The sequence below is a fragment of the Amycolatopsis rubida genome (assembly GCF_900115345.1).
GTDB classification, from domain to species: domain Bacteria; phylum Actinomycetota; class Actinomycetes; order Mycobacteriales; family Pseudonocardiaceae; genus Amycolatopsis; species Amycolatopsis rubida.
Genome location: NZ_FOWC01000001.1, coordinates 248,449 through 273,591, shown reverse-complemented (window position 1 = coordinate 273,591; position 25,143 = coordinate 248,449). Strand labels below are relative to the sequence as shown.

The window sequence follows — 25,143 nt, the reverse complement described above, 5'->3', positions numbered from 1 at the left end:
TTACCCGGGCAGCTGCCAGCCGCGGCGCACTGAGCGTTCGCAGCGTTGCGGTTCGTCGCCGACGCTGACGAACAGCGCGGTCAGCAGGGGTGCGCCGTGGTCGAGCGTGCCGCGCGGCAGGGGACCGTTCGCGACCAGCGAGACCAGGCCGTGCGCAATGGCCCAGCTTTGCGTGGCGAGTTCGAGCGCGTCGAGGCCTTCGCGGTACCGGCCGGTGTCGCGGCCGCGGGCGGCGGCTTGCACCAGGTATTCGAGGGTGTCGTCGGCGGCTTGGGCGTCTTCCAGCTCGAAGTTGGCGTCGAACATCACGCGGTACAGGTCGGGGTGGGCCAGCGCGTTGCCGAGGTACGCGGAGATCAGCGCGGCGTGGTCGCGTACCGGATCGGCGGACTGGCCGACCTCGGCCATCCGGTGCGCCAGACGGGTAAAACCCTCCTGCCGCAAGGCTTTCCACAGCCCGTCCATGTTGTCGAAGTGCGTGTAGACGGCCATCGTCGACACCCCGGTCCCGGTTACGAGCGAGCGCAGGGTGATCGGTTCGCGGGTGCGGAGCAGCTGCGCTGCCCGTTCGAGCAGCAAGGTGCGCACTGCCGGATCCTTCGCCCTCGCCATGGCGGCATTCTATAGCATTGCAATGCTATGTTTTCAGGACCGAGGATCTTCAAGGCTTCAGGAGGAAACATGGCCGTCAGCCTGGTCAATCCCGCTTCGCTGCCGCAGGTCGGCCTCTACCGGCAGGTGGCCGTCGCGACGGGCTCGCGGACGGTCTACATCGCCGGGCAGGTGGCGCGGACCGCGGATGGCGGGCACGTCGGCGAAGGGGACCTGGCCGCGCAGGTCGAGCAGGCCTACCTGAACGTGGCCGCGGCGCTGGCCGAGGTGGACGCCACGTTCGCCGACGTGGTCCGGCTGACGGTGTATTTCGTCGAGTGGTCGCCGGAGAAGATGGGCGAGTTCGTCGCGGGGGTGCAGCGGGCGGAGAAGAAGCTGGGAGTGACGGTGCAGGCGCCGTTGACGGGGGTGGGGGTGGCGTGTCTGGCGGAGCCGGATTTGTTGGTGGAGGTGGAGGGTATTGCGGTGCTGGAGTAGGTCGTGAGTGCTGATCGTCAGCACTCACGACGCTTTACCGGCGGCGATAGGCCATCCCCGCCGCCACGGCCCCTGCCACGGCACCCGCGCCGAGCACGGACGGGACGCCGATCCGCGCGGCTTTGCGCCCAGTGCGGAAATCACGGATCTCCCAGCCGCGGGCGCGGGCGACGTCGCGCAGGCCGCTGTCCGGGTTGACCGCGACCGCGGTGCCGACGACCGACAGCATCGGGACGTCGTTCTGCGAATCCGAATAAGCCGTGCAGCGCTTGAGGTTCAGACCCTCCCGCGACGCGAGCGCGCGGACCGCGTGCGCCTTCGCGCGGCCGTGCAGCATGTCGCCGACCAACCGTCCGGTGTAGACGCCGTCCTTGGTTTCCGCGACCGTGCCGAGCGCGCCGGTGAGGCCGAGGCGGCGCGAGATGATCGCGGCGAGTTCGATCGGCGTCGCCGTGACGAGCCACACGCGCTGGCCCGCGTCGAGGTGCATCTGCGCGAGCGCGCGGGTGCCGGACCAGATCTTGTCCGCCATCAGCTCGTCGTAGATCTCCTCGCTCATCGTGGTGAGCTCCTCGACCGTGCGACCGGCCACAAAGGACAGCGCACGCTCGCGGTGGGTCTTGATGTCGGCCTTGTTCTCGCGGCCGCCGATGCGGAACTTGACCTGGTCCCACACGAAACCGGCGAGGTCGGCCGAGGTGAAGAACTTGCGCGCGGCCAGCCCGCGAGCGAAGTAGAAGATCGACGCGCCCATCATCATCGTGTTGTCCACGTCGAAGAAGGCACCCGCGGTGAGGTCCGGCGGCGCGGGCGGAACCGTCGTCGCCAGCTGAGCCGAGGAGGAGGCGGCCTCCGCCGACGCTTCTCCGGCGAGCGTGGCGAGCCGCTCCAGTTCCTGACTCTTATCCTTGCCACGCCAAGCTGACACGCACACCGCCTCCAGGTTCGGGCACGTCCCGGCGGACGACGCCGACCGGGTCCTGCAGCACAGGGTAGCGACCGTGCGACTCACCCGTTGGAGATGTGGCCCGCGCCTCGGACAGGGGTTGCGCTCCGGAGTGACGCACGTCGCTGACCTCGGCGTCAGCCGATGACGATCGGCGGGAGTCCGGGCAGCAACGGCGGGATCGAGACGACCGGCGGGGGCGCGGGCCGGGTCGGGATCCGCGGCGGCGTGGGAGCGGTGATCGGCGGCGAGACGCTCGGCGGGACCGGCGGGTGCGGGACCTCGGCCGAGGTCGGCGTCGGGGTCGGGGTGCCCGGGTTGCTCAGCGTCGGCGACGAGACCGAGCGCACCGGCAGCGGGGAATCCGTCGGCGGGACGCTCGTCCCGGGGGCCGGAGGCGGGCTGCTCGGCGTGGAGCCGCCGGGCGAGAGCGGTTGCTGCGTGCACGCGCCGCGCGCCGGGAGGAGGCCCAGTTCGTCGGTGGTGCCGGTGGTGATCTGGTAGCAGCTCAGCCGCGAGCCGAGCGCGGAAGTCCGCTGCTGTACCCGGTCGAGCAGGAGGCGAGCCTGCTGGAGATCCTCGCGGGCGGATGCCGGGAAGTCGGCCTGCTCCGCTTCCAAGTGCTGCGACTGGGTCTGCGCCCACGATTCCAGCGTCGTCAGCCGCGCGCGGTTGCCGGCTGTCGTCGCCAACTCGGTGAGTTCGGCCACGCCCGCGCGGACGTCGCTGCTGAAATCGTGCAGGGCGGTTTGGTACGCCGACGGGCTGGCGTCGCTCATCCGGCCCAGTTCGGTGACGCGGTTCGCGGCGAACTTCAGGTGTTTCTCGGCCTTGGCCCCGTCGCCGAAGGTCAGGCCGAGCGACGTGACTTCGCCTGCTCGCTTCACGCTGTACAGCGCGTCTCCGGGCAGGGCGTCTCGTGAAAGCAGCAGGGTGAGCCCGCCAAGGCCGAGGATTAACGCGATGCCCGCGGCGACGAGGTCGGCCATTCGCGGCCGCCACCGTCGGCGGGGGAGCGGTTCGCCGATGCGGCCTTCGATCTCGGCGCGAATCCGGGCTCGGGTAGCGGGATCGGGGGCGCCTGCTTGGCCCAGTTCGTGCAGTGCGCCGACCAGGGCCAGCTCTTCGGCGAACTCGTCCGGCCGCCGTCCGGGGGAAGCATTGATCGCGTCGTCGAACCGCTCGCTCTCGGTCCGACCACGCGAAAACCACCCGGGCACGCCCACGGTGCTGCTCCGTCTCCACCCAACGCCCGGCCCTGACCGCCGGTCTGGGTGAGAAACGATTAAGAAGCCGGAAAAGTTACGGCTGTTCGTTGAACGATCAACGCAGGCCGGTGGGCAGCAGCTGCGCGAGCCGCCGGACCGCCCGGTGCTGCAGCGCCTTCACCGCGCCCTCGTTGCGGTCCATGATCTGCGCGGTCTCCGCGACCGACAGCCCCTGCAGGAACCGCAGCACGATGCATTCGCGCTGGTCCTCGCCGAGCTCGGCGACGCAGCGCAGCAGCTCCGTGCGGGTCGCGCCCGCGATCGCCTGCTGTTCGGGCCCGGCTTGGGCGACCGGGCCGACCGGTCCGCCGGGCACACCGCCCGGTTCGGCGACTTCGTCGGTGACGACCTCGAGCCGGAACCGGCTGGACTTCACGTGGTCGAGGATCAGGTTGCGGGCGATGGTGACGAACCACGCGCCGACGTCGCGGCCCTGGTAGCTGACCGACGTGATCCGGCGCAGCGCGCGCAGGAAGGTCTCGCTGGTGACGTCCTCGGCCAGGTCGCGGTCGCCGAGGCGGAAGAGCGCGTAACGGTAGACGACGTCGACGTACCGGTCATACAGCTGCCCGAACGCGGACGACTCGCCCGCCTGCGCGGCCCGCACCAGTTCCCACGCCTCGGCCTTCGCGACCTCGGCGGGGTCCGGTTCGGCGTCGGCCTTGGGCAGCGGCACGGCGGCCGCGGACGAGCCGAACACGCGGTCGGCGAACATCGAGACCGGACCGCGATGGGGAGCGGCGGACAGGGTGATCGGACGGGTCATCGAGCGGCACCTCCGGCTGTCCCTGGCGCGGCCGGGTGCGTACCCGAGGGCGTGCGGGCGTGCCGCGGCGCGTGTCCCACACCCTCGTGGACCGGCAGCTTCGGCACGACGACTCCCTTGCTCGGGTCACCCGGTAGTGATCAACGCCACCCGGCGACGCAGTGCAGCATACGTGTTGTTACCGCGAAGTAGGTAGTGTCCCGGTCAGGCAGAGGTGCGACGATCGCGCGGCATCCCCATTACGGGTGACAAGATGACGAATCCGCAACGGAACGAGAGGGGTGGGGGTGGACCGGATCAGCACCGCCCACGGCGTCGCCGGCCTGCTCGCCGACGCGGCCGGCCGCTGGCCGGAACGCACGGCGCTCGCCGAGACGGGCACGGGTGCCACGCTGACCTGGCGAGAGCTGGACGAAGCAGCGCACGCGCAAGCACGCCGGCTGGTCTCCGCCGGCGTCGCGCCGGGCGACCCGGTGGTGCTGCGGCTCCCGACGTCGGCTGACTTCGCGGTCGCCCTGTTCGCGGTGCTGCGCGCGGGCGGAATCGCCGTGCCGCTGTCTCCGCAGGCCCCCGCGCCCGAACTGGAACGGCTGCTGGAGCACTGCGGCGCGAAACGCGTGGTGCAGCGCGACGACGCCGAGCTGCCCGAGGGCATCGCCGGACTGCCGCCGCGCAGCGACGAGCCGGGCGATCCGGTCGAACTCGGCCGCTCCGGCGAGGACATCGCGGTCATCTCCTACACCTCCGGCACGACCGGCCCGCCGCGCGGAGTGCTGCTGTCGCACCGTGCGTTGCTCGCGAACCTCGACCAGTTGTCCCAGGTGGACGGGGTGACCGAGCACGACGACCGGGTGCTGGTGTCGATCCCGCTCTTCCACGTCTACGGCCTCGGCCCCGGCCTGCTCATGGCCACGGCGGTCGGCGCGACGCTGGTGCTGTCCGAACGCTTCGAGGCCCGGCGGACGCTCCAGGACTGCGCCGAGCATCGCGTCACGGCGATCACCGGCGTGCCCGCGATGTACAACGAATTCGCCGCGCTCGACCCCGAAGAACTGGCTGACGGCCTGGCGACTGTGCAACGGCTGACCTCCGGTGCAGCGCCGTTGCATCCGAAGGTGCTCGCGGCGATCCGGGAGGCCGCCGGGGTCGAGGTGTACGAGGGCTACGGGCTCACCGAATGCGCGCCGGTGGTGACGTCGACGCTGGTCACCGGCTATCCGAAGCCCGGATCGGTCGGACGGCCGCTGCCCGGGATCGAGCTGCGGCTGGTGGGGTCGGACGGGTCCGCGGACGAACTGCCGCTCGATCCGGAGGAGCCGGACGACGTCTTCGAGGCAGGCGGCAGCACCGGGCTGGTGTCGGTGCGCGGCGCGAACCTGTTCTCCGGGTACTGGCCGGACGGTGCGCACGGGCCGGACGCCGAGGGCTGGTTCCGGACCGGCGACGTCGGCTACCTCGATTCCGACGGCGATCTGCACCTGGTCGACCGGGCCAACGACTTGATCATCGTGAATGGCTTCAACGTCTTCCCGCATGAGGTCGAGGAAGTGATCTCGCAGCTGCCTGGGGTGGCCGAGGCCGCCGTCGTGGGCGTGGTCGACGAGCGAAGCGGCGAAGCGGTGAAGGCGGTCGTGGTGCCTGCGGAGGGCGCGGCGTTGTCGGAGCAGCAGGTGGTGGACCAGTGCACCGCGCATCTCGCCGGGTACAAGGTGCCGCACACCGTCGAGTTCGCGGAAGCGCTGCCGCATTCGGCGACGGGGAAGCTGCGCCGGCTGAAGTTGCGCTGAGCCTAAGGTGGGTTGGTGCGCAAAGTGACCGTGATGAGCCGCGAAGGATGCCACCTGTGCGACGTGGCCGAGGCGGACGTCGCGCGGATCTGTGGCGAGCTGGGTGTGCCGTGGGAGACCGCGGACGTCGACAGCGACCCGGAATGGCGGGCCGAATACGGCGACCAGGTGCCGGTGATCCTGATCGACGGGGTCGAGCACGGGTATTGGCGCGTCGAGGAAGAACGGCTGCGCGCGGCACTGCGGTAAGCAACCCGTAAGCGCTTTGAACGGGCCGGACCCGGCCGGACCCGCCGAAGATGGTGGGGTGAGTGCGTTGAAAGAAGCCCCGCCGGCCGCCCGGCCGCGCCTGTCGCTGGGCATCGCGACATTCATCGGGCTGGTCTCGCTGGCCGTCGCGCTGGGCGTGGGGCATCTGGTCGCCGGATTTGTCGGATACAACGCGTCGCCGTTCGTCGCGGTCGCGGACTTCGTCATCGCGCACAGCCCGCACGCCGTCGTGGTGTGGGCGGAGCAGACGATCGGGACCGCCGACAAGACCGTGCTCAAGATCGGCCTGGCCGTGGTGCTGCTGGCGTTCGCGGTGCTCGCCGGACAGCTTTCACGCCGTCGCCCGCTGCCCGGCCAGGTGCTGGTGATCGTGGTCGGCGCGTTCGGGATCGTCGCGGTGTTCGAGCGCACGGACGTCGGACAGCTCGCATTGCTGGCTCCGGTACTGGCGCTGGGTGCTTCGCTGCTGGTGTTCAGCTGGCTGCACAAACGCGCGCTGCCGGCGGAAACCGAACCGCGGCAAGGACTCAGCCGTCGCCAGGTGTTGCAGCGCGGCGCGGGAATCGCGGCAGGCGCCGGCGTGGCGGCGATCGTCGGCGAGGTCGTGTCCACCACCAGCAGCGCGACCGGCTCGCGCGCGTCGATCGGCCCGCTGGTCGCCGCGAAGAAGGCCCCGCCGCTGCCGCCGGACGCGGATTTCCACAAGCTCGGCTCGCCGCCGTTCATCACGCCGAACGGGAGCTTCTACCGGATCGACACCGCGTTCGTCGTGCCGCAGGTGCGGGCCGAGGACTGGACTCTGAAGATCCACGGCCTGGTCGACCGCGAGGTGAGCTTCTCCTACGCGGACATCCGGAACCGGCCGCTGGTGGAACGGACCGTGACGCTCACCTGCGTCTCCAACGAGGTCGGCGGCGACCTGATCTCCACCGCGAACTTCATCGGCGTGGACCTGGTCGACCTGCTGGACGCGGCGGGAGTGCGAACGGGCGCGCAGCAGATGTACGCGACCAGTGCCGACGGCTTCACCTGCGGCACTCCGGCCAACGTCGCGCTCGACCCGGCACGCGGCGCGATGCTCGCGATCGGCATGAACGGCGAGGCACTGCCGGTCGAGCACGGCTTCCCGGCGCGGATCGTGATCCCCGGGCTCTACGGCTACGTCTCGGCGACCAAATGGGTCACCGACCTGGAGTTCACGACCTGGGACGCGCGGCAGGCCTACTGGCTGCAGCGCGGCTGGGCGGAGCAGGCCCCGATCAAGACCGAATCGCGGATCGACGCACCGGGTGACGGGACGTCGGTGCGCGCGGGCAAGGTCCGGGTCGCGGGGACGGCGTGGGCCCAGCACGTCGGGATCGCGAAGGTCGAGGTGCGGGTGGACCAGGGCGCGTGGTTCCCGGCGACGCTTTCGGCCGAGGTCAACCAGGACACCTGGCGGATGTGGTGGGCCGAGGTGCCGGTCCCGCCGGGCAGCCACACGGTGACGGTGCGGGCGACGGATCAGTCCGGGTACACGCAGACAGACCACCCCGCGGACCCGGTCCCGGACGGCGCGAGCGGGTGGCACACGGTGCCGTTCACCGCCGCCTGAGCGAGTGCGGTTGTGCTTCCGGTCATGCGGATGACCAGTGACTTTGTGCATGCGTTCACAAGTGGACTACCGTAGGAACCCGTCCCCGCGAGGACCGGCATCGAACCGGACGGAAGCCGTGGGGTCAAGGGTTGGTTTTCCACTGCCGGTCGAGGCAGGTGGGGGACAGCGCGGGCACGAAGCCGGATTGAGGAGAAGTCAGCGTGGTGACACAGCGGGGCGGGCGCAGCGGTGCCGAACCGCCGGCCACGCCTCCCCGTGACGAATCCGACGCCGCCGAACCCGCCCCGCCCGCCGCGCGCCGGTCCGGCGGGCGGCACGCCGCGGGCAGCCGCCGTCGAGCCACGGTGAGCGAGAACGGCTTGGCGCGCAACGGAAACTCGGCGGCTCGCGCCGAGAACGGGGACGACCAGGTCGCCGGCGGCGGCGACCACGCCGCGGGCAACGGGCGCGTCTCCGGAAATGGCCGGGCCGCGTCCGGCAACGGCCGCGCCAGCCGGGCGGGCGCCCGAGCCGCCGCCGAAACCCCGGCCGAGGAAGACGCCAAACCCCGCACCCGCCGCGCGGCCCGGACTTCCCGCCCCGCCCCGGACGCCGACAACGCGCCGACCGCCGAGATGCCCGCCGTCTCCGACGCGGAAGACACCGCGGTCCGCGCGAAGCAGATCCCGGAGGCCGCGGTCGCGCGGCTGGCCGTCTACCTGCGGATCCTCTCCGGCTTGGCCGAGCAGGGCACCACCGCCGTCTCCAGCGAGGAGCTCTCCGCGGCAGCGGGCGTGAACTCCGCCAAGCTCCGCAAAGATCTCTCCTACCTGGGCTCCTACGGGACCCGCGGCGTCGGCTACGAGGTGCAGGTGCTCGTCAGCCAGATCGAGCGGATCCTCGGCCTCACCCGGCAGCACCGGGTCGCCGTGGCCGGAATCGGCAACCTCGGCCACGCGCTCGCCAACTACGGCGGCTTCCCCGGCCGGGGTTTCCCGGTCGAGGCGCTCTTCGACCTCGACCCCGACTTGATCGGCGTTCCCGTAGGGGGTCTCCCGGTCTCGCACATGGACGACATTCCTCGGGTTTGCTCCGAACGGGAGATTTCCGTGGGGATCATCGCCACACCTCCTACCGCCGCGCAGTCGGTGTGCGACAGGCTGGTGGCAGGCGGCGTCCAGTGCATCCTCAACTTCGCGCCGGTAGTGCTCCAGGTGCCGGCACACGTCGAGGTCCGCAAGGTCGACCTGGCCGTCGAGCTGCAGATCCTTTCGTTCCACGTGGCTCGGCGCGCCGACAGCGCGGCCGGCGCGGGCGGCGGCACCCCGGAAAACCAGGGGAATGCCGGGTTACCCGGCACCGGCAGGCCCGCCGACAATGGCAGCGGCGGACGAAACGGCGCCGGTACGGACGGCGGTCTCGGAATGGTGGTGCGCTGATGAGCGTGTTGGCGGTCGGGCTCTCCCATCGCAGTGCGGATCTCGGCACGCTGGAGCGTGCGGCGATCCCCGCGGACGAGCTGACCAAGGTCCTGCACGACCTGCAGCAGGCGGAGCACGTCAGCGAGGTCATGCTCGTCTCGACGTGCAACCGCATCGAGGTCTACGCCGTGGTCGAGACCTTCCACGGCGGCGTCAACGACGTCTCGGACGTGCTCTCCCGCAAGGCCGGGATGGAGCCCGCCGAGCTGTACGACAGCCTGTACGTGCACTACGCGGGCGCGGCTGTCGAGCACCTGTTCTCCGTCGCCTCGGGCCTGGACTCGATGGTGGTCGGCGAGACCCAGATCCTCGGCCAGGTCCGTTCCTCGTACGCGACCGCGCGCGACGCCGGCACCGTCGGCCGCACGCTGCACGAGCTGATCCAGACCACGCTGCGCGTCGGCAAGCGCGTGCACGCCGAGACCGGGCTCGACCAGCTCGGCGCGTCCGTCGTGTCCGAGGCGCTCGCCGCCGCGGGGGACATCGCGGGCAAGCACGCGCTGATCGTCGGGGCCGGTTCGATGGGCGCGCTCACCGCGGCGCAGCTGCGCAAGGCCGGGATCGCCGAGATCACCGTGGCCAACCGCACCGAAGCCAACGCTGTCCGGCTGGCCGAAAAGGTCGTCGCCGAGGGGATTCCGGCTCGTTCGGTGCCGCTGTCCTCGCTCGCCGAGGCGGTCGAGCAGGCCGACCTCGTCGTGGCCTGCACCGGGGCGCAGGACGCGGTCTTCCTCGCCGGGCATGTGCCCGCGCGCGCCGGACGCCGGTTGGTCGTCTGCGATCTCGGGCTGCCCAAGGACGTCGACGCCGCGGTCGCCGGACTCGCCGACGTCACCGTGGTCGATCTGGAGACGATCCAGCGGCGCATGCGCGACGCCGGCGCCCCGACCACCGACCGGCAGACCGCCAAAGCCGCCGGCATCGTGCTCGACGAGGTGCGCGAGTACCTCGCCGGACAGCGCAGTGCCGAGGTCACGCCCACGGTCACCGCGCTGCGCAGGCGCGCGGCCGAGGTGGTGGACGCGGAGCTGCTCCGCCTGGACAACCGGCTGCCGGAACTCGACAGCCAGGTTCGCGAAGAGGTCGGCCGCACGGTTCGCCGCGTGGTCGACAAGCTGCTGCACGCGCCGACGGTGCGGGTCAAGCAGCTGGCCGCCGAGACGGCCGACACCGACTACGCCAACGCGTTGCGGGAACTGTTCTGCCTCGACCCGCAGGCTCCTGCGGCCGTGGCGAGCCCGACAGCGCCGGAATCCGAGAAGAAGCGGTAAGTGACCAGAGTCATTCGCATCGGCACGCGGGGCAGCAAGCTCGCCCTCGCGCAGACCGGCATCGTCGCCGACACCCTCCGCGCCACCGGGGCGGAGGTGGAGCTCGTCACCGTCACCACGCCCGGCGACCTCTCCAGTGCCCCGATCTCGCAGATCGGCGTCGGCGTGTTCACCTCGGCGCTGCGGGAAGCGTTGCTGCGCAACGAGATCGACGTCGCTGTGCACTCGTACAAGGACCTGCCCACCGCACCCGAGGACGGTCTCGTGCTGGCCGCGGTGCCGCCGCGCGAGGACCCGCGCGACGCGCTCATCGCGCGCGACGGCCTCACCCTCGGCGAGCTTCCGCCGGGCGCGAAGGTCGGCACCGGCGCGGCGCGGCGGATGGCTCAGCTGCGCGCGCTGGGTCTCGGTTTGGAAATCGTGCCGATCCGAGGCAATATCGATACCCGCATGCGCAAGGTCACCGACGGCGAGCTGGATGCCGTGGTGCTCGCGCGTGCCGGACTGGCCAGGGTCGGCCGGGTGGACGAGATCACCGAAACCCTCGACCCGATCCAGATGCTGCCCGCCCCCGCGCAGGGGGCGCTGGCGCTGGAGTGCCGGGCCGCCGACGTGGACGTCGAGCACCTGCTCGCGTCCGCGGCGGACGACGAGAGCACGCGGGTCGCGGTGACGGCCGAACGGGCTCTGCTCGCCGCGCTCGAAGCCGGGTGCAGCGCGCCGGTGGGCGCGCTCGCCGAGATCGTCGAGGACCTCGACGACGAGGGCGCGGTGGTGGAGCGCATCTCGCTGCGCGGCACCGCTGCCGTCGAAGGCGAGAACGGCGGCGTCGACATGGTGCGGGCTTCCGCGATCGCCGGGATCGGCGAGGCGGAGAAGCTCGGCCGGGAACTGGCCGCCGAACTGCTTGACCTGGGAGCCGGGGAACTGCTCGGCCCCGCGCTGTGACGCCAGCCGTCACCGACCCGCACGACCTGCCCGACACCAGCGGCCGGAGCACCGGCCGCCCAAGAGGAGAAGAACACCAACGATGACCCCTGCTCGCAAGACCGCCGGGCGCGTCGCCTTCGTGGGCTCGGGCCCCGGGGACGCCGGGCTGCTCACCGTCCGCGCCCAGGAACTCCTGGCCAAGGCCGAGGTCGTGGTGACCGACCCGGACGTGCCCGCCAGCGTGCTCGCCTTCGCCGCCGCCGGCGCCGAGGTCCGTCCCGCCGTCGGCGAACCGTCCGACGTCGCCAAGGACCTGACCGCCGAGGCCAAGGCAGGCAGGCTCGCGCTGCGGCTGGTCTCCGGCGACCCGCTGACCAGCCCGGCCGTCGTGGCCGAGGTCCAGGCCGTCGCCCGCACCTCGGCGGTGTTCGACGTCATCCCGGGCGTCGCGCCGGGCACCGCGGTGCCGGCGTACGCGGGGGTCGCGCTCGGCGGCACCTACACCGAGGCGGACGTCCGCGGCGAGGTCGACTGGGGCGCGCTGGCCGCCGTCGCGGGCCCGATCGTGCTGCACGCGACCTCGGCGCACCTGGCCGAGGCAGCGAGCCAGCTCACCGAGAAGGGGCTGCCGCCGACCACCCCGGTCGCGGTCACCGCGAACGGCACCATCAACACCCAGCGCACGCTGGACACCACGCTGGCCTCGGTCGCGAACGACGCGGGCGAGCTGGTCGGCCCGCTGGTCGTGACCGTCGGGCAGGCCGCCGGGCAGCGGTCGAAGCTGTCCTGGTGGGAGTCGCGGGCGCTGTATGGCTGGAAGGTCCTGGTGCCGCGCACCAAGGAGCAGGCGGGCGAGATGGCCGAGCGGCTGCGCGGCCACGGCGCGACCTCGCACGAGGTGCCGACCATTTCGGTCGAGCCGCCCCGCAGCCCGGCGCAGATGGAGCGGTCGGTCAAGGGCCTGGTCGACGGCCGCTACCAGTGGATCGTCTTCACCTCCACCAACGCGGTGCGCGCGGTGTGGGAGAAGTTCGAGGAGTTCGGCCTGGACGCGCGGGCGTTCTCCGGCGTGAAGATCGCCTGCGTCGGCGAATCGACCGCGGCGAAGGTGCGTTCCTTCGGCATCATTCCGGAGCTGGTCCCGACCGGCGAGCAGTCGTCCGAGGGCCTGCTGGCCGAGTTCCCGCCGTACGACGACGTGCTGGACCCGGTCAACCGCGTCCTGCTGCCGCGCGCCGACATCGCCACCGAGATCCTGTCGGCCGGCCTGGTCGAACGCGGCTGGGAAGTGGACGACGTCACGGCCTACCGGACCGTGCGGGCCGCGCCGCCGCCAGCCGAGACCCGCGAGATGATCAAGACCGGCGGCTTTGACGCGGTCTGTTTCACCTCGTCGTCGACGGTGCGGAACCTGGTGGGGATTGCCGGGAAGCCGCACACTCGCACGCTGGTCGCGTGCATCGGGCCGAAGACCGCCGAGACTGCGGTGGAGTTCGGTCTGCGGGTGGATGTTCAGCCGGAGAAGGCTGATGTGCCGCATCTGGTGGACGCTCTTGCCGAGCACGCGGCTCGGCTTCGGGCGGAGGGGGCGTTGCCTCCACCGCGGAAGGCCAAGCGGACTCGGCGCAGCTGAGGTGTGACGAGGGCTCCCTTGAGGCTTGAGGGGGCCCTCGCCGTTTCTGGGGTCGTGAGTGGCGACGCCGGTGCTCACCGGCGTGAACACTCACGAGGCTCCGGAGTACCTTGGAGGTGTGTTCCCCGAGCAGCGACCCCGCAGGCTTCGTACTACTCCGGCAATGCGCAGGATGGTCAGTGAGACCACGGTGCGGCCACGGCAGCTGATTCTGCCGATGTTCGTGGCCGAGGGTCTGGACGCGCCGCGGCCGATCGCCAGCATGCCGGGCGTCGTTCAGCACACTCGCGACACTCTTCGCAAGGCCGCGGTCGAGGCGGTCAACGCCGGGGTCGGCGGGCTCATGCTCTTCGGCGTTCCGGAGAAGCGGGACGCGCAAGGGTCCGGCGCGGTCGACGAGAACGGCATCCTCAACGTCGCGTTGCGGGATCTGCGCAGCGAACTCGGCGACTCCACCGTGCTGATGGCCGACACCTGCCTGGACGAGTTCACCGACCACGGGCACTGCGGCGTGCTCGACGCGGACGGCGTGGTCGACAACGACGCCACGCTCCGGTTGTACGCCGACATGGGTGTCGCGCAGGCGGAAGCGGGAGCGCATGTGCTCGGGCCGAGCGGGATGATGGACGGGCAGGTCGGCGTGATCCGCCGGGCGCTCGACGAGGTCGGGCACAGCGAGACCGCCATTCTCGCCTACTCGATCAAGTACGCCAGCGCGTTCTACGGTCCCTTCCGCGAGGCCGTCGACTCCCAGCTCAAGGGCGACCGCAAGACCTACCAGCAGGACCTCGGCAACGCGCGCGAGGCGATGCGCGAGCTCGAACTCGACTTGGCCGAGGGCGCGGACATGGTCATGGTCAAGCCTGCACTGTCCTATTTGGACATCATCAAGGCGGCGGCCGACATTTCGCCGGTTCCGGTCGCGGCGTACAACATCTCCGGCGAGTACGCGATGGTCGAGGCGGCCGCGGCGAACGGCTGGATCGAGCGCGAGCGCACGGTGCTTGAGGTGCTCACGTCCATCCGCCGCGCGGGGGCGGACCTGATCCTGACCTACTGGGCGGCCGAGGCCGCGGCCTGGCTGGACTGAGCCCGGGTAGGGTCTTTCGGGTGGCCGAGAAGGACGAGAACACCCCGAAGCCAGCCAGCGTGACCTCGGACGATCTTTCCGGGCTCACCGACGACGAGCGCCGCAAACGCGGGCGCGCGCCGGATCCGGTGCTGCCGGGGCAGACCGCGCCGAAGGCCAAGCCGCCGACGCCGGTGCACGGCGCGTTCGTGCTCGCCATCGTGGCCGCGGTGATCGTGGTGGCCGGGCAGGTCGTCACCGTCTTGCTCAAGCAGCAGCTGGTCGACCGGGCGATCGAGCAGGTGCGGCAGAGCGGCCAGAAGGTCGACGTCGCTCAGGTGCAGGCCAACGCCAACACGCTGGTGTGGGCCATGCTGATCGGCTCGCTGTGCTTCGGCGCGCTGCTCGTGCTGTTCGCCTGGAAGGCCCGCGAGGGCACGCGTTCGGCACGCAGCATCGCGACCCTGCTGGCGGTGCTCGGCATCGTGTTCGAACTCGGGGTGATCCGCAGCATCTTCGCGCTCGCGTCGTCGCTGGCGCTGGTCGTCATGCTGATCCTGCTGTACCTGCCGAAGGTCGCGGACTACTTCCCGAAGGTCGGCAAGAAGCTGTAATGGCGGCCAGGACGCTGTACTCCGAGCCTGGCGTCGGCTGGTCGGCGCTGATCTGGGGCCCGCTGTTCGCACTGCTGGGCGCGCTCGCCGAACTGGCCACCGGCGGACCGACGCACGTCGTCGGCTGGGTGCTGATCGGTGCCGCGCTGTGCGGGCTGACGCTGCCGTGGGTGTACGCGCGGCGCCGGTTCCTTTCGCTTGAGGTCACCACCGAGCAGGTGCGGCAAGGACGCGAGACGGTGGCCGCGGAGCGGATCGCCTCGGTGACCGACGTCGGTGCGCCGGTCGGGACGCGCGTGCTCGGCGGCGGCTGGTCGGTGCCGCGGAAGTACGACGAGTTGCCGGTCGAGCTGGACGACGGCACGGTGGTGCTCGCCTGGGCCCGCGACGTCGAAGCGCTGAAGACCGCGCTCGCGGAGCTGGCCGCGAAGAACCATCCGGAGGACGAGAACACCGAGGAACAAGCCGATGACTCCCGGAACTGAACCCGCACGAGGGACGCGCGACGACGGCGAACCTGAAAGGCTGGATCCCGTGATCGACCTACCCCAGCCGACCGGAGCCGGGCTTTGGCCGCCGGAGGAAACGCAGCCGCGGACGAAGCTCAACCAGCCGTGGCGCGCGTTCGTCGCGCTCGGCGAGGTCGTGGTGGCCGGATTGGTGCTGTGGGCGGCGTTCGCGCTGTGGCACGCCGGGGTCGGCACGGTCGTCACCACGGCGGGCGACGGCACGAAATTGGCCTCCGAACGGTACTTCGGCGGACATATCGCCGGGGCGCTCGGGCTCGGCACGCTGTCCGCGGTATTAGTGGTGGACGCGGTCCGGCAATTGCTGCTCGCGGTGCGGGCGCGGCACAAAAAGAAGAAGGACTGATTACACAGCTGCCCCACAGGGAACCAACAGCTGACTGCTAAGCAAGCCCCGCAATCTTGCGGCCATGACGCGGCTGCGCACACGAACCTGGGTGGTCAACGGAGTCCTTGTCGTGCTGCTCGGCGGCGCGGCTTTCGGGATTTACCAAGCCTTTTCGCCTGCTGGTTCGACCGCGCAGGCGCAAACCCGGACGACGCCGGTCCGGCGCGCGAATGTCGCCCAGACCGTTGCGGCGGCGGGCACGATCGCGAGCACCTACACCGGGGCCGCGAATTTCACGACATCCGGCAAGGTCACCAGCATCGACGTGCAGGTCGGCGACGTCGTGAGCGCCGGGCAGAAGCTCGCCACCATCGACTCTTCCCAGGCAAGCAAACAACTTCAGGTCGCCAAGGCCAATCTCGCGGTCGCCGAGGACAACCTGACGACGGCGGAGGACAACCCGCCCGCGAACCAGACCTCGGCCCAGGCGCAGAGCAGCACCACCTCGTTGCAGGCCAAAGTGGATCAAGCGCAGCTGGACGTGGACAACGCGGAATCAGCACTCGCCGCCACGACATTGACCGCGCCGGGCGCGGGAACGGTTACCGCGATCAACGGGACGGTCGGGCAGCAAGCGGGCAGCGGGTCCAATTCCAGCAGCAGTTCCGCAAGTGCGTCCACGTCGAGTTCCGGCTCCGGTGGACAATCCGGGCAACAGTCGTCCTCAAGCAGCAGTAGCAGCACTGGTTTTATCGATATTACCGATATGGGCACTCTTGTCGTCAATACTTCGGTGGCGGAAATTGACGTGAGCAAGGTGAAAACCGGTCAGAAAGCCACGGTCACGCTGAACGCGACGCCGGATCAACCATTGCAGGCGACCGTTTCCAGCATTGACCTCACCCCGACCACGAGCAGCAACGTCGTCAGTTACGGCGCGAAGCTGGCGTTGTCGAACCCGCCGTCGGGGCTGCGGCCCGGACAGTCGGCGAGCGTCGTGATCACGGTCGCGGAAGCCGATGGCGTACTGAGCGTTCCGGCCGCGGCGGTGCGGACCAGCGGGACGACGAACGTGGTCACGGTGGAGCAGAACGGGCAGCCGGTTTCGCGGCAGGTCGAGGTCGGCGTGCGCGGAGAGTCCACTGTGGAGATCAAGTCCGGGCTCAACGAAGGCGACAGCGTGGTGCTCACGGCTGCGTCGCCGACGACCTCGAGTGGGTCCAACGGCCAGCAACGGGGCGGTCTCGGCGGGTTCGGCGGTGGTCAGCAGGGCGGATTCGGCGGCGGACGCCAGGGCGGCGTCGGCGGCGGGGGCCGGGGATGAAGCCGGTGATCGCGGTCTCCGGACTGCGCAAGACCTACGGCAGCGGGGAAACCGCGGTGCACGCGCTGCGCGGGGTCGATCTGCGGGTGTGGCCGGGCGAGTACGTCGCGATCATGGGCGCGTCCGGATCCGGGAAGTCGACGCTGCTGAACATGCTCGGCTGTCTCGACACGCCTACCTCGGGCCGGTACCTGCTGGACGGATTCTCCGTCGCCGATCTCAACGAACGTCAGCTTGCCCTGCTGCGCAACCGAAAGATCGGCTTCATCTTCCAGTCCTTCAATCTCGTGCCGCGTACCAGTGCGCTGTCCAATGTGGAATTGCCGATGGTCTACAGTGGACTCAAGCGAGGGGAGCGGCGGTGCCGCGCGCTCGCCGCGCTGGAGATGGTCGGGCTGACCGATCGGGCCAAGCATCTGCCGAATGAACTGTCCGGCGGACAGCAGCAGCGCGTCGCGGTGGCACGGGCGCTGGTCGGCGGACCGGCGCTGCTGCTCGCCGACGAACCGACGGGAAACCTCGACCACGCAAGCACTGTCGACGTCCTCGGCGTCTTCGACCGGCTCAACGCGCTCGGCCGCACGGTCGTTGTGATCACGCACGAGGACGAGGTCGCCCGGCACGCGCACCGCGTCGTGCGGGTCAGCGACGGGCGGATCGTGTCGGACGAGGTGCGCACCGGGGTGGTCGCGTGAACTTCGTCGAGATCATGCGGTTCGCGGTGCGCGGACTCGCCTCGAACAAACTGCGTTCGGTGCTCACCACGCTCGGCATCACCATCGGCGTCGCGTCGGTGATCTTGTTGGTGGCAGTGGGAAACGGCGCGTCGGCGGCGATTACCGCGAGCATCCAGGGGCTCGGCACCGACGTGGTCAACGTGACGCCGGTCCGCGGCGGCGGGCAGACCAGCCAGGTGCGTCCGCTCACCGTGCAGGACGCGCACGCGCTGGTCGATCCGGTGGGCGCGCCGGACGTCAAGGCGGCGGCTCCGGTGGTGAACACCAGCGCGACCGCGACGTACGGGCAGACCTCCTACGACGTGTCGAGCGTCGTCGGCACCGAACCCAGCTACTTCACCACCACGAATCGCCAGATCGCCGACGGTCAGCTGTTCAGCGCCGAGGACGTGACGCAAGCGCGCAAGGTCGTCGTGCTCGGGCCGACGACCGCGCAGTCGATCTTCGGTGCAGGCGAACCGGTCGGCAAGAACGTACTGGTCAACAGCATCCAGTTCACCGTGATCGGCGTGCTGCAGACGAAGGGCAGCACCGGGCTGCAGAACGCCGACGACGTCGCGATCGCCCCGATCAGCGCGGTGCAGAACTCGCTTGCCGGCTACGGCGGCCTGAACCAGATCGCCGTGCAGGCGACCACCGCCGATGCGATCGGGCTCGCGCAAGCCGAGGTCACCGCGATCCTCGACGCCCGGCACGGCATTCAAGCCTCGGCCACTCCGGACTTCCAGATCCAGAACTCCGCGCAGCTGCTGCAGACCCGCACGTCGGCGATCGACACGTTCACCGTGCTGCTCGGCGCGGTCGCGGCGATCTCACTGCTGGTCGGCGGGATCGGGGTTACGAACATCATGCTCGTCACGGTCACCGAGCGGATCCGCGAGATCGGCATCCGCAAGGCGATCGGCGCGCCGCGCTCGGCGATCCTCGGCCAGTTCCTCGCCGAGGCGACCATGTTGAGCCTGTTCGGCGGGTTGCTCGGCGTGCTGATCGGCGTGGTCGGCAGCCGGTTCAGCATCGCGGGCATCCAGCCGGTGGTGGTGCCTTCGTCGATCGCGCTCGCGTTCGCGGTGTCCGCGCTGATCGGGCTTTTCTTCGGCAGTTTCCCGGCGAACCGGGCTTCGCGGCTGCGGCCGATCGACGCCCTCCGGCACGAGTAGGAGCGTCATGTCCGCGTCGACCACCCAGCCCATTCCGACCCCGCCGGAGGAACCCGCCGCGCCGCGTCCGGAAGACCTCATTGCCGAGCCTGCCGTCCAGGGCGATCTCACCGCCGAGCTGAAGCAGGTCGCGCGGCCGTTCGGCAAGCCGACGCTCGTGCTCGCCGGGCTGCTCGTGCTGGCGCTGGCGTTCGCCGGCGGCGCGTGGACGCACGCGGCGTTCGGTCCGTCGAGCGGCTCTTCCGGCGGGGCCCGAACGGCCTTCGCCGGTACTGGTTCCGGCCCCGGTGCTGGGCAGCAGGGCGGCTCCGGCGGACGTGCGGCAGGCGGTCGCGGGACGGTCGGCACCGTGGAGAAGGTCGATGGGAGCACGATCACGGTGAAGACCATGCAGGGCAGCGAAGTCACAGTGTCCACTTCGGACAGCACGACGGTCGGCGTGACTCAGCCGGGCAAGCTCAGCGACCTCAAACCGGGACAGCCGGTGACCGTCCAGGGCCGCACCGGAGCGGACGGCTCGGTGACCGCGCAGGCGATCGTGGCGCAACCGGGGCGTTAGGGAACGTCGTTGAGCGCGATGATCGCGACGTTCAGCGCCGTCGTGTAGAGCAGCCACGCCAGATACGGCACGAGCAGCAGCGCGGCGGTGCGGGACCGGCGGTAGAACAATGCGATCGTCACGATCACGGTGAAATCGAGCAGCACGATGTCCACGCACGCGACCTGTGTGGAGCCGCCCGCGAAGAACAGCGAGATCCACATCAGGTTGAACAACAGGCCGATGCCGTACGCGGCGAAGCCCTGGTTCTCGCCGTCGGTGCGCCAATAAGTCCAGCCCGCGACGGCGAGCACGATGTACAGAACCGTCCACACCGGACTGAACAGGGACGAGGGCAGGGCCCACTCCGGCAGCACGTACCGGTTGTAGGCGTCCGGCGCGGTCGTCGCGGCCAGCGCGCCGACCAGTGCGATGACGCCGACCAGCCCGAAGAACACCGCGAGCATCAGCCACGGGTTCCGGCGGTGTGTGGGCGCCGTCACGTCTCCTCCATGGCTCGCCCGTCCATGCGCTTGGGAATGTTACTGCGTAGCGCGGCTACTCGCATGAGGGCGGCGGCGGGGAGGAGGGTGAAGTCAGGAGCGGTCCGGCCGAAATGCCGGATGGCAGTCGGGTGGCAGCTTGGGCGCCACCGACACCCGAACGGAGGATTTGCAAGACTGGAGCGGTGAGCACTGGCACCGAGCAGTCCAAAGCATGGTTCGCACGCGCCAAGGCGGCCGTTCCGGGCGGGGTGAACTCGCCGGTGCGCGCCTTCAACTCGGTCGGCGGCACGCCGCGGTTCATGGTCCGGGGCGAGGGCCCGTATCTGTGGGACGCAGACGGCAACCGCTACGTCGACCTCGTCTCCTCGTGGGGCCCGATGATCCTCGGGCACGCGCACCCGAAGGTGGTGGCCGCCGCCCGCGCGGCCGCGGAGCACGGGCTTTCCTTCGGCACGCCGACGATCGGCGAGGTCGAACTCGCCGAGGAGATCATCGGCCGGGTCGGTCCGGTCGAGCAGGTCCGGCTGGTCAACTCCGGCACCGAAGCCACGATGAGCGCCATCCGGCTGGCTCGCGGTTTCACCGGCCGCGCCAAGATCATCAAGTTCGCCGGCTGCTACCACGGGCACGTTGACGCGCTGCTCGCCGAAGCGGGTTCCGGCGTAGCGACACTCGGCCTGCCGACTTCGCCGGGCGTCACCGGCGCGCAGGCCGCGGACACGATTGTCTTGCCGTACAACGATCTTGACGCACTGCGGAAATCCTTTGCGGAGAATGAGAGCCAGATCGCCGCAGTGATCACCGAGGCGGCCGCGGGCAACATGGGCGCGGTGCCGCCGGACGCCGGCTTCAACGCCGCGCTGCGTGACCTCGCGCACGAAAACGGCGCGCTGCTGATCATGGACGAGGTGATGACCGGCTTCCGCGTTTCGCGTGCGGGCTGGTTCGGCCTCGAAGGTGTGGCCGGTGACCTGTACACGTTCGGCAAGGTGATGTCCGGCGGGCTGCCTGCCGCGGCGTTCGGCGGCCGCGCGGACATCATGGCGAAGCTCGCTCCCGGCGGTCCCGTCTATCAGGCGGGCACGCTGTCCGGGAACCCGGTGGCGGTCGCCGCCGGTCTTACCGCGCTGCGCGAAGCCGACGACGCTGTGTACGCGAAGCTCGACGCCAACGCGAAGCGTCTCGGCGGGCTTTTCGACAAGGCGCTCAGCGAAGCGGGGGTCACGCACACGGTGCAGTTCGCGGGCAACCTGGTGAGCGTCTTCTTCACCGACAAGCCCGTACGCAACTACGCGGACGCGCAGGCCACCGAGACGTGGCGCTTCCCGGCGTTCTTCCACGCGCTGCTCGAAGCGGGCGTGTACCCGCCGCCGAGCGCGTACGAGGCGTGGTTCGTGAACGCCGCGATGGACGACGAAGCATTCGCCGTCATCGAGGCCGCGTTGCCCACGGCGGCGCGCGCGGCGGCTGAGGCGGTTCGCCCATGACCACCGTCGTCCACATGCTGCGGCACGGTGAAGTCCACAACCCGGAGAAGATCCTCTACGGGCGGCTGCCGAACTTCCGGCTGTCAGAGCGCGGGCAACGTCAGGCGCTCACTGTCGCCGAGGCAGTGTCTGGGCACGACCTCGCGTATGTCGTCGCTTCGCCGCTTCAGCGCGCGCAGGAGACCGCGGCACCCATCGCGGGCGCGCACCGTCTCGACATCGCCACTGACGAAGGTCTCATCGAAGCGGCGAACGTCTTCGAAGGCCAGCGCGTGGCCGTGGGCGACGGCGCGCTGCGGCAGCCGAAAGCGTGGCCGCACCTGGTGAACCCGTTCAAGCCGTCGTGGGGCGAGCCGTACGTCGAGATCGCACACCGGATGCTTGGCGCGGTGCACCGTGCCCGCGTAAAGGCCGAAGGGCGCGAAGCGCTGTGTGTGTCGCACCAACTGCCGATCTGGACGCTTCGCCGGTTCCTCGAAGCGAAGCGGCTGTGGCACGACCCGCGGCAGCGGCAGTGCTCGCTGGCGTCGCTCACCAGCCTGGTGTTCGACGGCGAAGAGCTGCTGGAGATCGTCTACAGCGAGCCCGCGGGCACCACCGACCCCAAGGTGACCGGCGCATGAAACGGCGGCTGCTCGGGGTCCTGATGGCCGCCGCGCTGGTCGTGACGGGCTGCTCGACCGGCAAGGACGCGGTCGTCTCGGGTGGCACCTTCACCTTCGTCTCGCCTGGCGGCAAGGTCGACATCAGCTACCCGGAGAACGAACGCCAGAAAGCCCCGACGCTGGCCGGCGACGACCTGATGCACGAGGGCAAACAGCTCTCGATCGAGGACTTCCCCGGCAAGGCGCTGGTGATCAACCTGTGGGGCCAATGGTGCGGCCCGTGCCGCGCCGAAGCGCCCGAACTGGAGACCGCGAGCAAGCAGATCGCCCCGGTCGGCGCCCAGGTGATCGGCCTCGACGTCCGCGACCCGGCCCGCGACGTGGCCCAGGACTTCGTCCGCGACCGCGGCCTGACGTACCCGTCGATCTGGGACCCGTCCGGACGCGTGCTGCTTCAGCTGTCCGGGTACCCGCGCAACATCATCCCGTCGACCCTGGTGCTGGACAAACAGCACCGGGTGGCGGCGGTGTTCCTGCGGCAGGTGCTGGCTTCGGACCTGGTTCCGGTGGTGCAGCGGCTCAGCGCGGAGAAATAGCGTCGTGAGTGTTGATCGCGGTGAGAACCGCGATCAACACTCACGAGACCCGACCACCGCGCTTGCCGCGCGGGAGACCTTGCCAGGCGAGTGCGCAGGCGCGCACGTTCCGGCCCGGGCTCGTCGTGAGTGCCAGCCCCGGTTCTCACCGGTGCCAACACTCACGACCCAGGACCAAGGTCCCGGCCCCGCTGTGGCGTAGGTCCTGTGAGCGGGCCCCGCCCGCCTCACGTCCAGCTCACTGCCTACTCTCAAGTGCGTGAACTCCGTGTCCGAGCTGGCGCTTTCCGGGCCGCTGCTGCTCGCCGCGGGTGTCGCGCTGGTGGCCGGGGCCATCTCGTTCGCGTCGCCGTGCGTGGTGCCGCTCGTGCCCGGGTACCTCGCCTACCTCGCGGCTCTCGTCGGTGCGGACGCCCCGGCGGTGCGCGACGGCGAGGAGCGCAAGAAGGGCCGCTACGCCGTGCTCGGTGCGGCGGGGCTGTTCGTGCTCGGGTTCACCGTGGTGTTCGTCGCGACCATGGGCACGCTGGTCTGGCTCGCGAACACCTTGCTGGTCAACGAGGAACTGCTGCAGCGCATCGGCGGCGTCCTCACCATCCTGATGGCGCTGGTCTTCATCGGCTGGATCCCGGGACTGCAGCGCGAGGTCCGCTCGCACCACGTGCCCGGCGGCGGGCTGTGGGGCGCGCCGGTGCTCGGGGCGGTGTTCGGGCTCGGCTGGACGCCGTGCATCGGGCCGACGCTCTCGGCCGTCACCAGTCTCGCCAGCGCGACCGGCGGGGCCGCGGTTCGCGGGTACGTGCTGGTGCTTGTTTACTGTCTCGGCCTCGGCGTCCCGTTCCTGCTGATCGCGCTCGGCGCCCGCTGGGCCGTGCGGGCCACCGACTGGCTTCGCCGCAACGGCCGCCGCGTGCAGATTTTCGGCGGGGCGCTGCTGATGGTGGTGGGCATTCTGCTGGTCACCGGGCTGTGGGGAGACGTCATGGGCTGGCTCCGCAACTCCGTCGCCTCCGATCTCGAGCTGCCGTTGTGACCACTACCGAAGCGCCCCCGAAGAACCCGAACCCGTCCTACCGGCCGTCCGCGGCCAAGCAGGTCCTGGCTTTCCTGCGCAACACCTGGCGCGGCCTGACGTCCATGCGCACCGCGCTGGTGCTGCTGTTCCTGCTGGCGCTCGCCGCGCTTCCCGGCGCGTTGCTGCCGCAGCGGCGGCTGAACGCGCCGAAGGTCGACGAGTACATCAGCGCGCACGGCTGGTGGGGTTCGCTGCTCGACAAGCTGGAGTTCTACGACGTCTACTCCAGCGTCTGGTTCTCCGCGATCTACATCCTGCTGATGATCTCGCTGATCGGCTGTCTCACGCCGCGCAGCTTCGAGTATTTCAAGCAAATGCGGGCGAAGCCGGTGCTGACGCCGCGCAATCTCGCGCGCATGCCGCACCACCGGATCGCCCGCACCGCGCGCACGCCGGAGACGATCCGCGAGGACGTGCGCAAGCAGCTGTCCGGCTGGCGGCGCGTCGAGCGCGAGGAGGACGGCGGCGGGTTCAGCGTCTCGGCCGAACGTGGCTACCTGCGCGAGACCGGCAACCTGCTCTTCCACTTCGGCATGCTCGGCCTGATCATCTTCTTCGCCCTCGGCAAGCTCTACAGCTACGAGGGCCAGGTCATCGTGCAGGCCAATGGCGGCCAGTTCTGCAACTCGGGCATCTACAACTACGACTCGTTCGAAGCGGGCCTGCGCGTCGACGGCACCGACCTCGACCCGTTCTGCGTGAAGGTCAACGACTTCACCGCCCGCTACACCGCCACGAACCAGGCTGACTACTACCACTCGCACATCGAGTACCAGTCCGGCGAGGACCTGCGGGCCGGCACGTGGAAGCCGTACGACCTGGAGGTCAACGAGCCGCTGCGCACCGTCGGCGACCGGGTTTACCTGCTGGGCAACGGTTATTCGCCGCAGTTCACGGTGACTTTCCCGAACGGCGAGAAGCGCACCCAGAACACCCAGTGGATGTTCAGCAACCCGGCGACGATGCTGTCCGAGGGCGCGACGAAGTTCGACCAGCCCGGCATCACCGACGAGGTCCAGCGGCGCACCAAGCAGCTCGCGATCACCGGCCTCTTCGCGCCGTCCTCGTTCATCCACGGCGGCGTGCTCACCTCGACCGCCCCGCAGCTGAACAACCCGATGGTCGCCGTCGACGTGCTGCGCGGCGACCTCGGCCTCGACGCGGGCCGCGGCCAGTCGGTGTTCTCGGTCGACCAGTCCCGCGTCCAGGACGGCAGGCTCAAGCGGGTCGCCCGCAAGAACCTCGCGGTCGGCCAGGAACTGACGCTCGACGACGGCACCAAGGTCCGCTTCGACGGCGTCAACAACTGGGTCAACCTGCAGATCTCGCATGATCCGACGCAGGGCTACGTGCTCGGCTTCGCGATCGTGATGTTCGCCGGGCTCGGGGCGTCGTTGCTGGTCAAGCGGCGTCGCGTGTGGGTGCGGGTGCGGCCGGGCCGCGACGATGGCGCGAGTACCGTGATCGAAGTCGCGGGGCTCGCGCGCACGGATCAAGCCGGATACGGCGAGGAATTCCAGCGGATCAGCGAACGGCTGGTCACGGGCCGGAAGGGCAGCTGAG

Annotated in this window: 26 protein-coding genes; 21 read left to right on the top strand and 5 right to left on the bottom strand. The window is 70.2% G+C overall.

Features of this window, described 5'->3' with window-relative positions; translation table 11 throughout:
* Window positions 1-612 carry a TetR/AcrR family transcriptional regulator gene (locus BM362_RS01355; RefSeq protein WP_067590054.1) on the bottom strand — a complete coding sequence of 204 codons (612 nt, stop codon included), beginning with the start codon at window positions 610-612 and terminating at the stop codon, window positions 1-3.
* Window positions 613-681: 69 nt separating this feature from the next.
* Here BM362_RS01355 and BM362_RS01350 point away from each other — a divergent pair, with 69 nt between their 5' ends.
* Window positions 682-1,089: a RidA family protein gene (locus BM362_RS01350; protein ID WP_067590056.1), complete on the top strand. Its 408-nt coding sequence runs from the start codon at window positions 682-684 to the stop codon at window positions 1,087-1,089.
* A gap of 34 nt (window positions 1,090-1,123) precedes the next feature.
* Here the strand turns inward: BM362_RS01350 and BM362_RS01345 are convergent, their stop codons facing one another.
* The 3 genes from BM362_RS01345 to BM362_RS01335 form a co-directional block, all read right to left on the bottom strand.
* Entirely contained in the window at window positions 1,124-2,032 is a 909-nt protein-coding gene (locus BM362_RS01345) for an HAD family hydrolase (protein ID WP_051729659.1), read from the bottom strand.
* 140 nt (window positions 2,033-2,172) lie between these two features.
* Window positions 2,173-3,261: a DUF5667 domain-containing protein gene (locus BM362_RS01340; RefSeq protein ID WP_093571940.1), complete on the bottom strand. Its 1,089-nt coding sequence runs from the start codon at window positions 3,259-3,261 to the stop codon at window positions 2,173-2,175.
* 97 nt (window positions 3,262-3,358) lie between these two features.
* Complete coding sequence (locus BM362_RS01335; protein ID WP_067590059.1) at window positions 3,359-4,069, bottom strand: sigma-70 family RNA polymerase sigma factor; 711 nt, start codon at window positions 4,067-4,069, stop codon at window positions 3,359-3,361.
* Between the two features lie 281 nt (window positions 4,070-4,350).
* Between BM362_RS01335 and BM362_RS01330 the strand changes: the two genes are divergently transcribed.
* The 15 genes from BM362_RS01330 (at window position 4,351) to BM362_RS01260 (ending at window position 19,332) form a co-directional block, all read left to right on the top strand.
* Window positions 4,351-5,856 (top strand): AMP-binding protein, encoded by a 1,506-nt coding sequence (locus BM362_RS01330; RefSeq protein WP_093571939.1) that lies wholly within the window; start codon window positions 4,351-4,353, stop codon window positions 5,854-5,856.
* A 12-nt stretch (window positions 5,857-5,868) separates the two neighbouring features.
* Complete coding sequence (locus BM362_RS01325) at window positions 5,869-6,105, top strand: glutaredoxin family protein (RefSeq protein ID WP_093571938.1); 237 nt, start codon at window positions 5,869-5,871, stop codon at window positions 6,103-6,105.
* 58 nt (window positions 6,106-6,163) lie between these two features.
* Window positions 6,164-7,720 (top strand): molybdopterin-dependent oxidoreductase, encoded by a 1,557-nt coding sequence (locus tag BM362_RS01320; RefSeq protein WP_067590065.1) that lies wholly within the window; start codon window positions 6,164-6,166, stop codon window positions 7,718-7,720.
* A gap of 617 nt (window positions 7,721-8,337) precedes the next feature.
* Window positions 8,338-9,141, top strand: coding sequence for a redox-sensing transcriptional repressor Rex (locus BM362_RS01315; RefSeq protein WP_067590311.1), 804 nt, complete (start codon window positions 8,338-8,340; stop codon window positions 9,139-9,141).
* Entirely contained in the window at window positions 9,141-10,454 is a 1,314-nt protein-coding gene (locus BM362_RS01310; RefSeq protein ID WP_067590068.1) for a glutamyl-tRNA reductase, read from the top strand. The genes BM362_RS01315 and BM362_RS01310 overlap by 1 nt, the downstream gene beginning before the upstream one ends.
* Window positions 10,455-11,402: a hydroxymethylbilane synthase gene (gene hemC / locus BM362_RS01305; protein ID WP_067590074.1), complete on the top strand. Its 948-nt coding sequence runs from the start codon at window positions 10,455-10,457 to the stop codon at window positions 11,400-11,402.
* Window positions 11,403-11,484: 82 nt separating this feature from the next.
* Entirely contained in the window at window positions 11,485-13,017 is a 1,533-nt protein-coding gene (locus tag BM362_RS01300; protein WP_093571937.1) for a bifunctional uroporphyrinogen-III C-methyltransferase/uroporphyrinogen-III synthase, read from the top strand.
* A 118-nt stretch (window positions 13,018-13,135) separates the two neighbouring features.
* On the top strand, window positions 13,136-14,107 hold the full coding sequence (gene hemB / locus BM362_RS01295; protein ID WP_093572688.1) for a porphobilinogen synthase: 972 nt from the start codon (window positions 13,136-13,138) through the stop codon (window positions 14,105-14,107).
* A 20-nt stretch (window positions 14,108-14,127) separates the two neighbouring features.
* Window positions 14,128-14,700 carry a hypothetical protein gene (locus tag BM362_RS01290; protein WP_093571936.1) on the top strand — a complete coding sequence of 191 codons (573 nt, stop codon included), beginning with the start codon at window positions 14,128-14,130 and terminating at the stop codon, window positions 14,698-14,700.
* Window positions 14,700-15,185, top strand: coding sequence for a hypothetical protein (locus BM362_RS01285; RefSeq protein WP_093571935.1), 486 nt, complete (start codon window positions 14,700-14,702; stop codon window positions 15,183-15,185). Before BM362_RS01290 ends, BM362_RS01285 begins: the two co-directional genes overlap by 1 nt.
* Before the next feature lie 49 nt (window positions 15,186-15,234).
* Entirely contained in the window at window positions 15,235-15,573 is a 339-nt protein-coding gene (locus BM362_RS01280; RefSeq protein WP_067590316.1) for a hypothetical protein, read from the top strand.
* Window positions 15,574-15,637: 64 nt separating this feature from the next.
* A complete protein-coding gene (locus BM362_RS01275; protein WP_093571934.1) occupies window positions 15,638-16,879 on the top strand; it encodes an efflux RND transporter periplasmic adaptor subunit in 1,242 nt (413 codons plus the stop codon).
* The gene (locus BM362_RS01270) at window positions 16,876-17,574 is read left to right on the top strand and encodes an ABC transporter ATP-binding protein (RefSeq protein WP_093571933.1); all 699 of its coding nucleotides are present in this window, start codon (window positions 16,876-16,878) and stop codon (window positions 17,572-17,574) included. Before BM362_RS01275 ends, BM362_RS01270 begins: the two co-directional genes overlap by 4 nt.
* The gene (locus BM362_RS01265; RefSeq protein ID WP_093571932.1) at window positions 17,571-18,773 is read left to right on the top strand and encodes an ABC transporter permease; all 1,203 of its coding nucleotides are present in this window, start codon (window positions 17,571-17,573) and stop codon (window positions 18,771-18,773) included. Before BM362_RS01270 ends, BM362_RS01265 begins: the two co-directional genes overlap by 4 nt.
* Window positions 18,774-18,780: 7 nt before the next feature.
* Window positions 18,781-19,332 carry a DUF5666 domain-containing protein gene (locus BM362_RS01260; protein ID WP_067590092.1) on the top strand — a complete coding sequence of 184 codons (552 nt, stop codon included), beginning with the start codon at window positions 18,781-18,783 and terminating at the stop codon, window positions 19,330-19,332.
* Here BM362_RS01260 and BM362_RS01255 read toward each other — a convergent pair.
* Window positions 19,329-19,814 (bottom strand): TspO/MBR family protein, encoded by a 486-nt coding sequence (locus BM362_RS01255; RefSeq protein ID WP_093571931.1) that lies wholly within the window; start codon window positions 19,812-19,814, stop codon window positions 19,329-19,331. The genes BM362_RS01260 and BM362_RS01255 overlap by 4 nt on opposite strands.
* A gap of 185 nt (window positions 19,815-19,999) precedes the next feature.
* On the opposite strand from BM362_RS01255, the gene hemL reads away from it, so the two are divergent.
* From hemL to resB, 5 genes are all read left to right on the top strand, one after another.
* On the top strand, window positions 20,000-21,304 hold the full coding sequence (gene hemL, locus BM362_RS01250; protein ID WP_093571930.1) for a glutamate-1-semialdehyde 2,1-aminomutase: 1,305 nt from the start codon (window positions 20,000-20,002) through the stop codon (window positions 21,302-21,304).
* Window positions 21,301-21,927, top strand: coding sequence for a histidine phosphatase family protein (locus tag BM362_RS01245; protein WP_067590098.1), 627 nt, complete (start codon window positions 21,301-21,303; stop codon window positions 21,925-21,927). The genes hemL and BM362_RS01245 overlap by 4 nt, the downstream gene beginning before the upstream one ends.
* Complete coding sequence (locus tag BM362_RS01240) at window positions 21,924-22,505, top strand: TlpA family protein disulfide reductase (RefSeq protein ID WP_067590101.1); 582 nt, start codon at window positions 21,924-21,926, stop codon at window positions 22,503-22,505. Before BM362_RS01245 ends, BM362_RS01240 begins: the two co-directional genes overlap by 4 nt.
* 259 nt (window positions 22,506-22,764) lie before the next feature.
* Entirely contained in the window at window positions 22,765-23,538 is a 774-nt protein-coding gene (locus BM362_RS01235) for a cytochrome c biogenesis CcdA family protein (protein ID WP_067590104.1), read from the top strand.
* Entirely contained in the window at window positions 23,535-25,142 is a 1,608-nt protein-coding gene (gene resB, locus BM362_RS01230; RefSeq protein ID WP_093571929.1) for a cytochrome c biogenesis protein ResB, read from the top strand. The genes BM362_RS01235 and resB overlap by 4 nt, the downstream gene beginning before the upstream one ends.
* Window position 25,143: the final 1 nt, after the last annotated feature.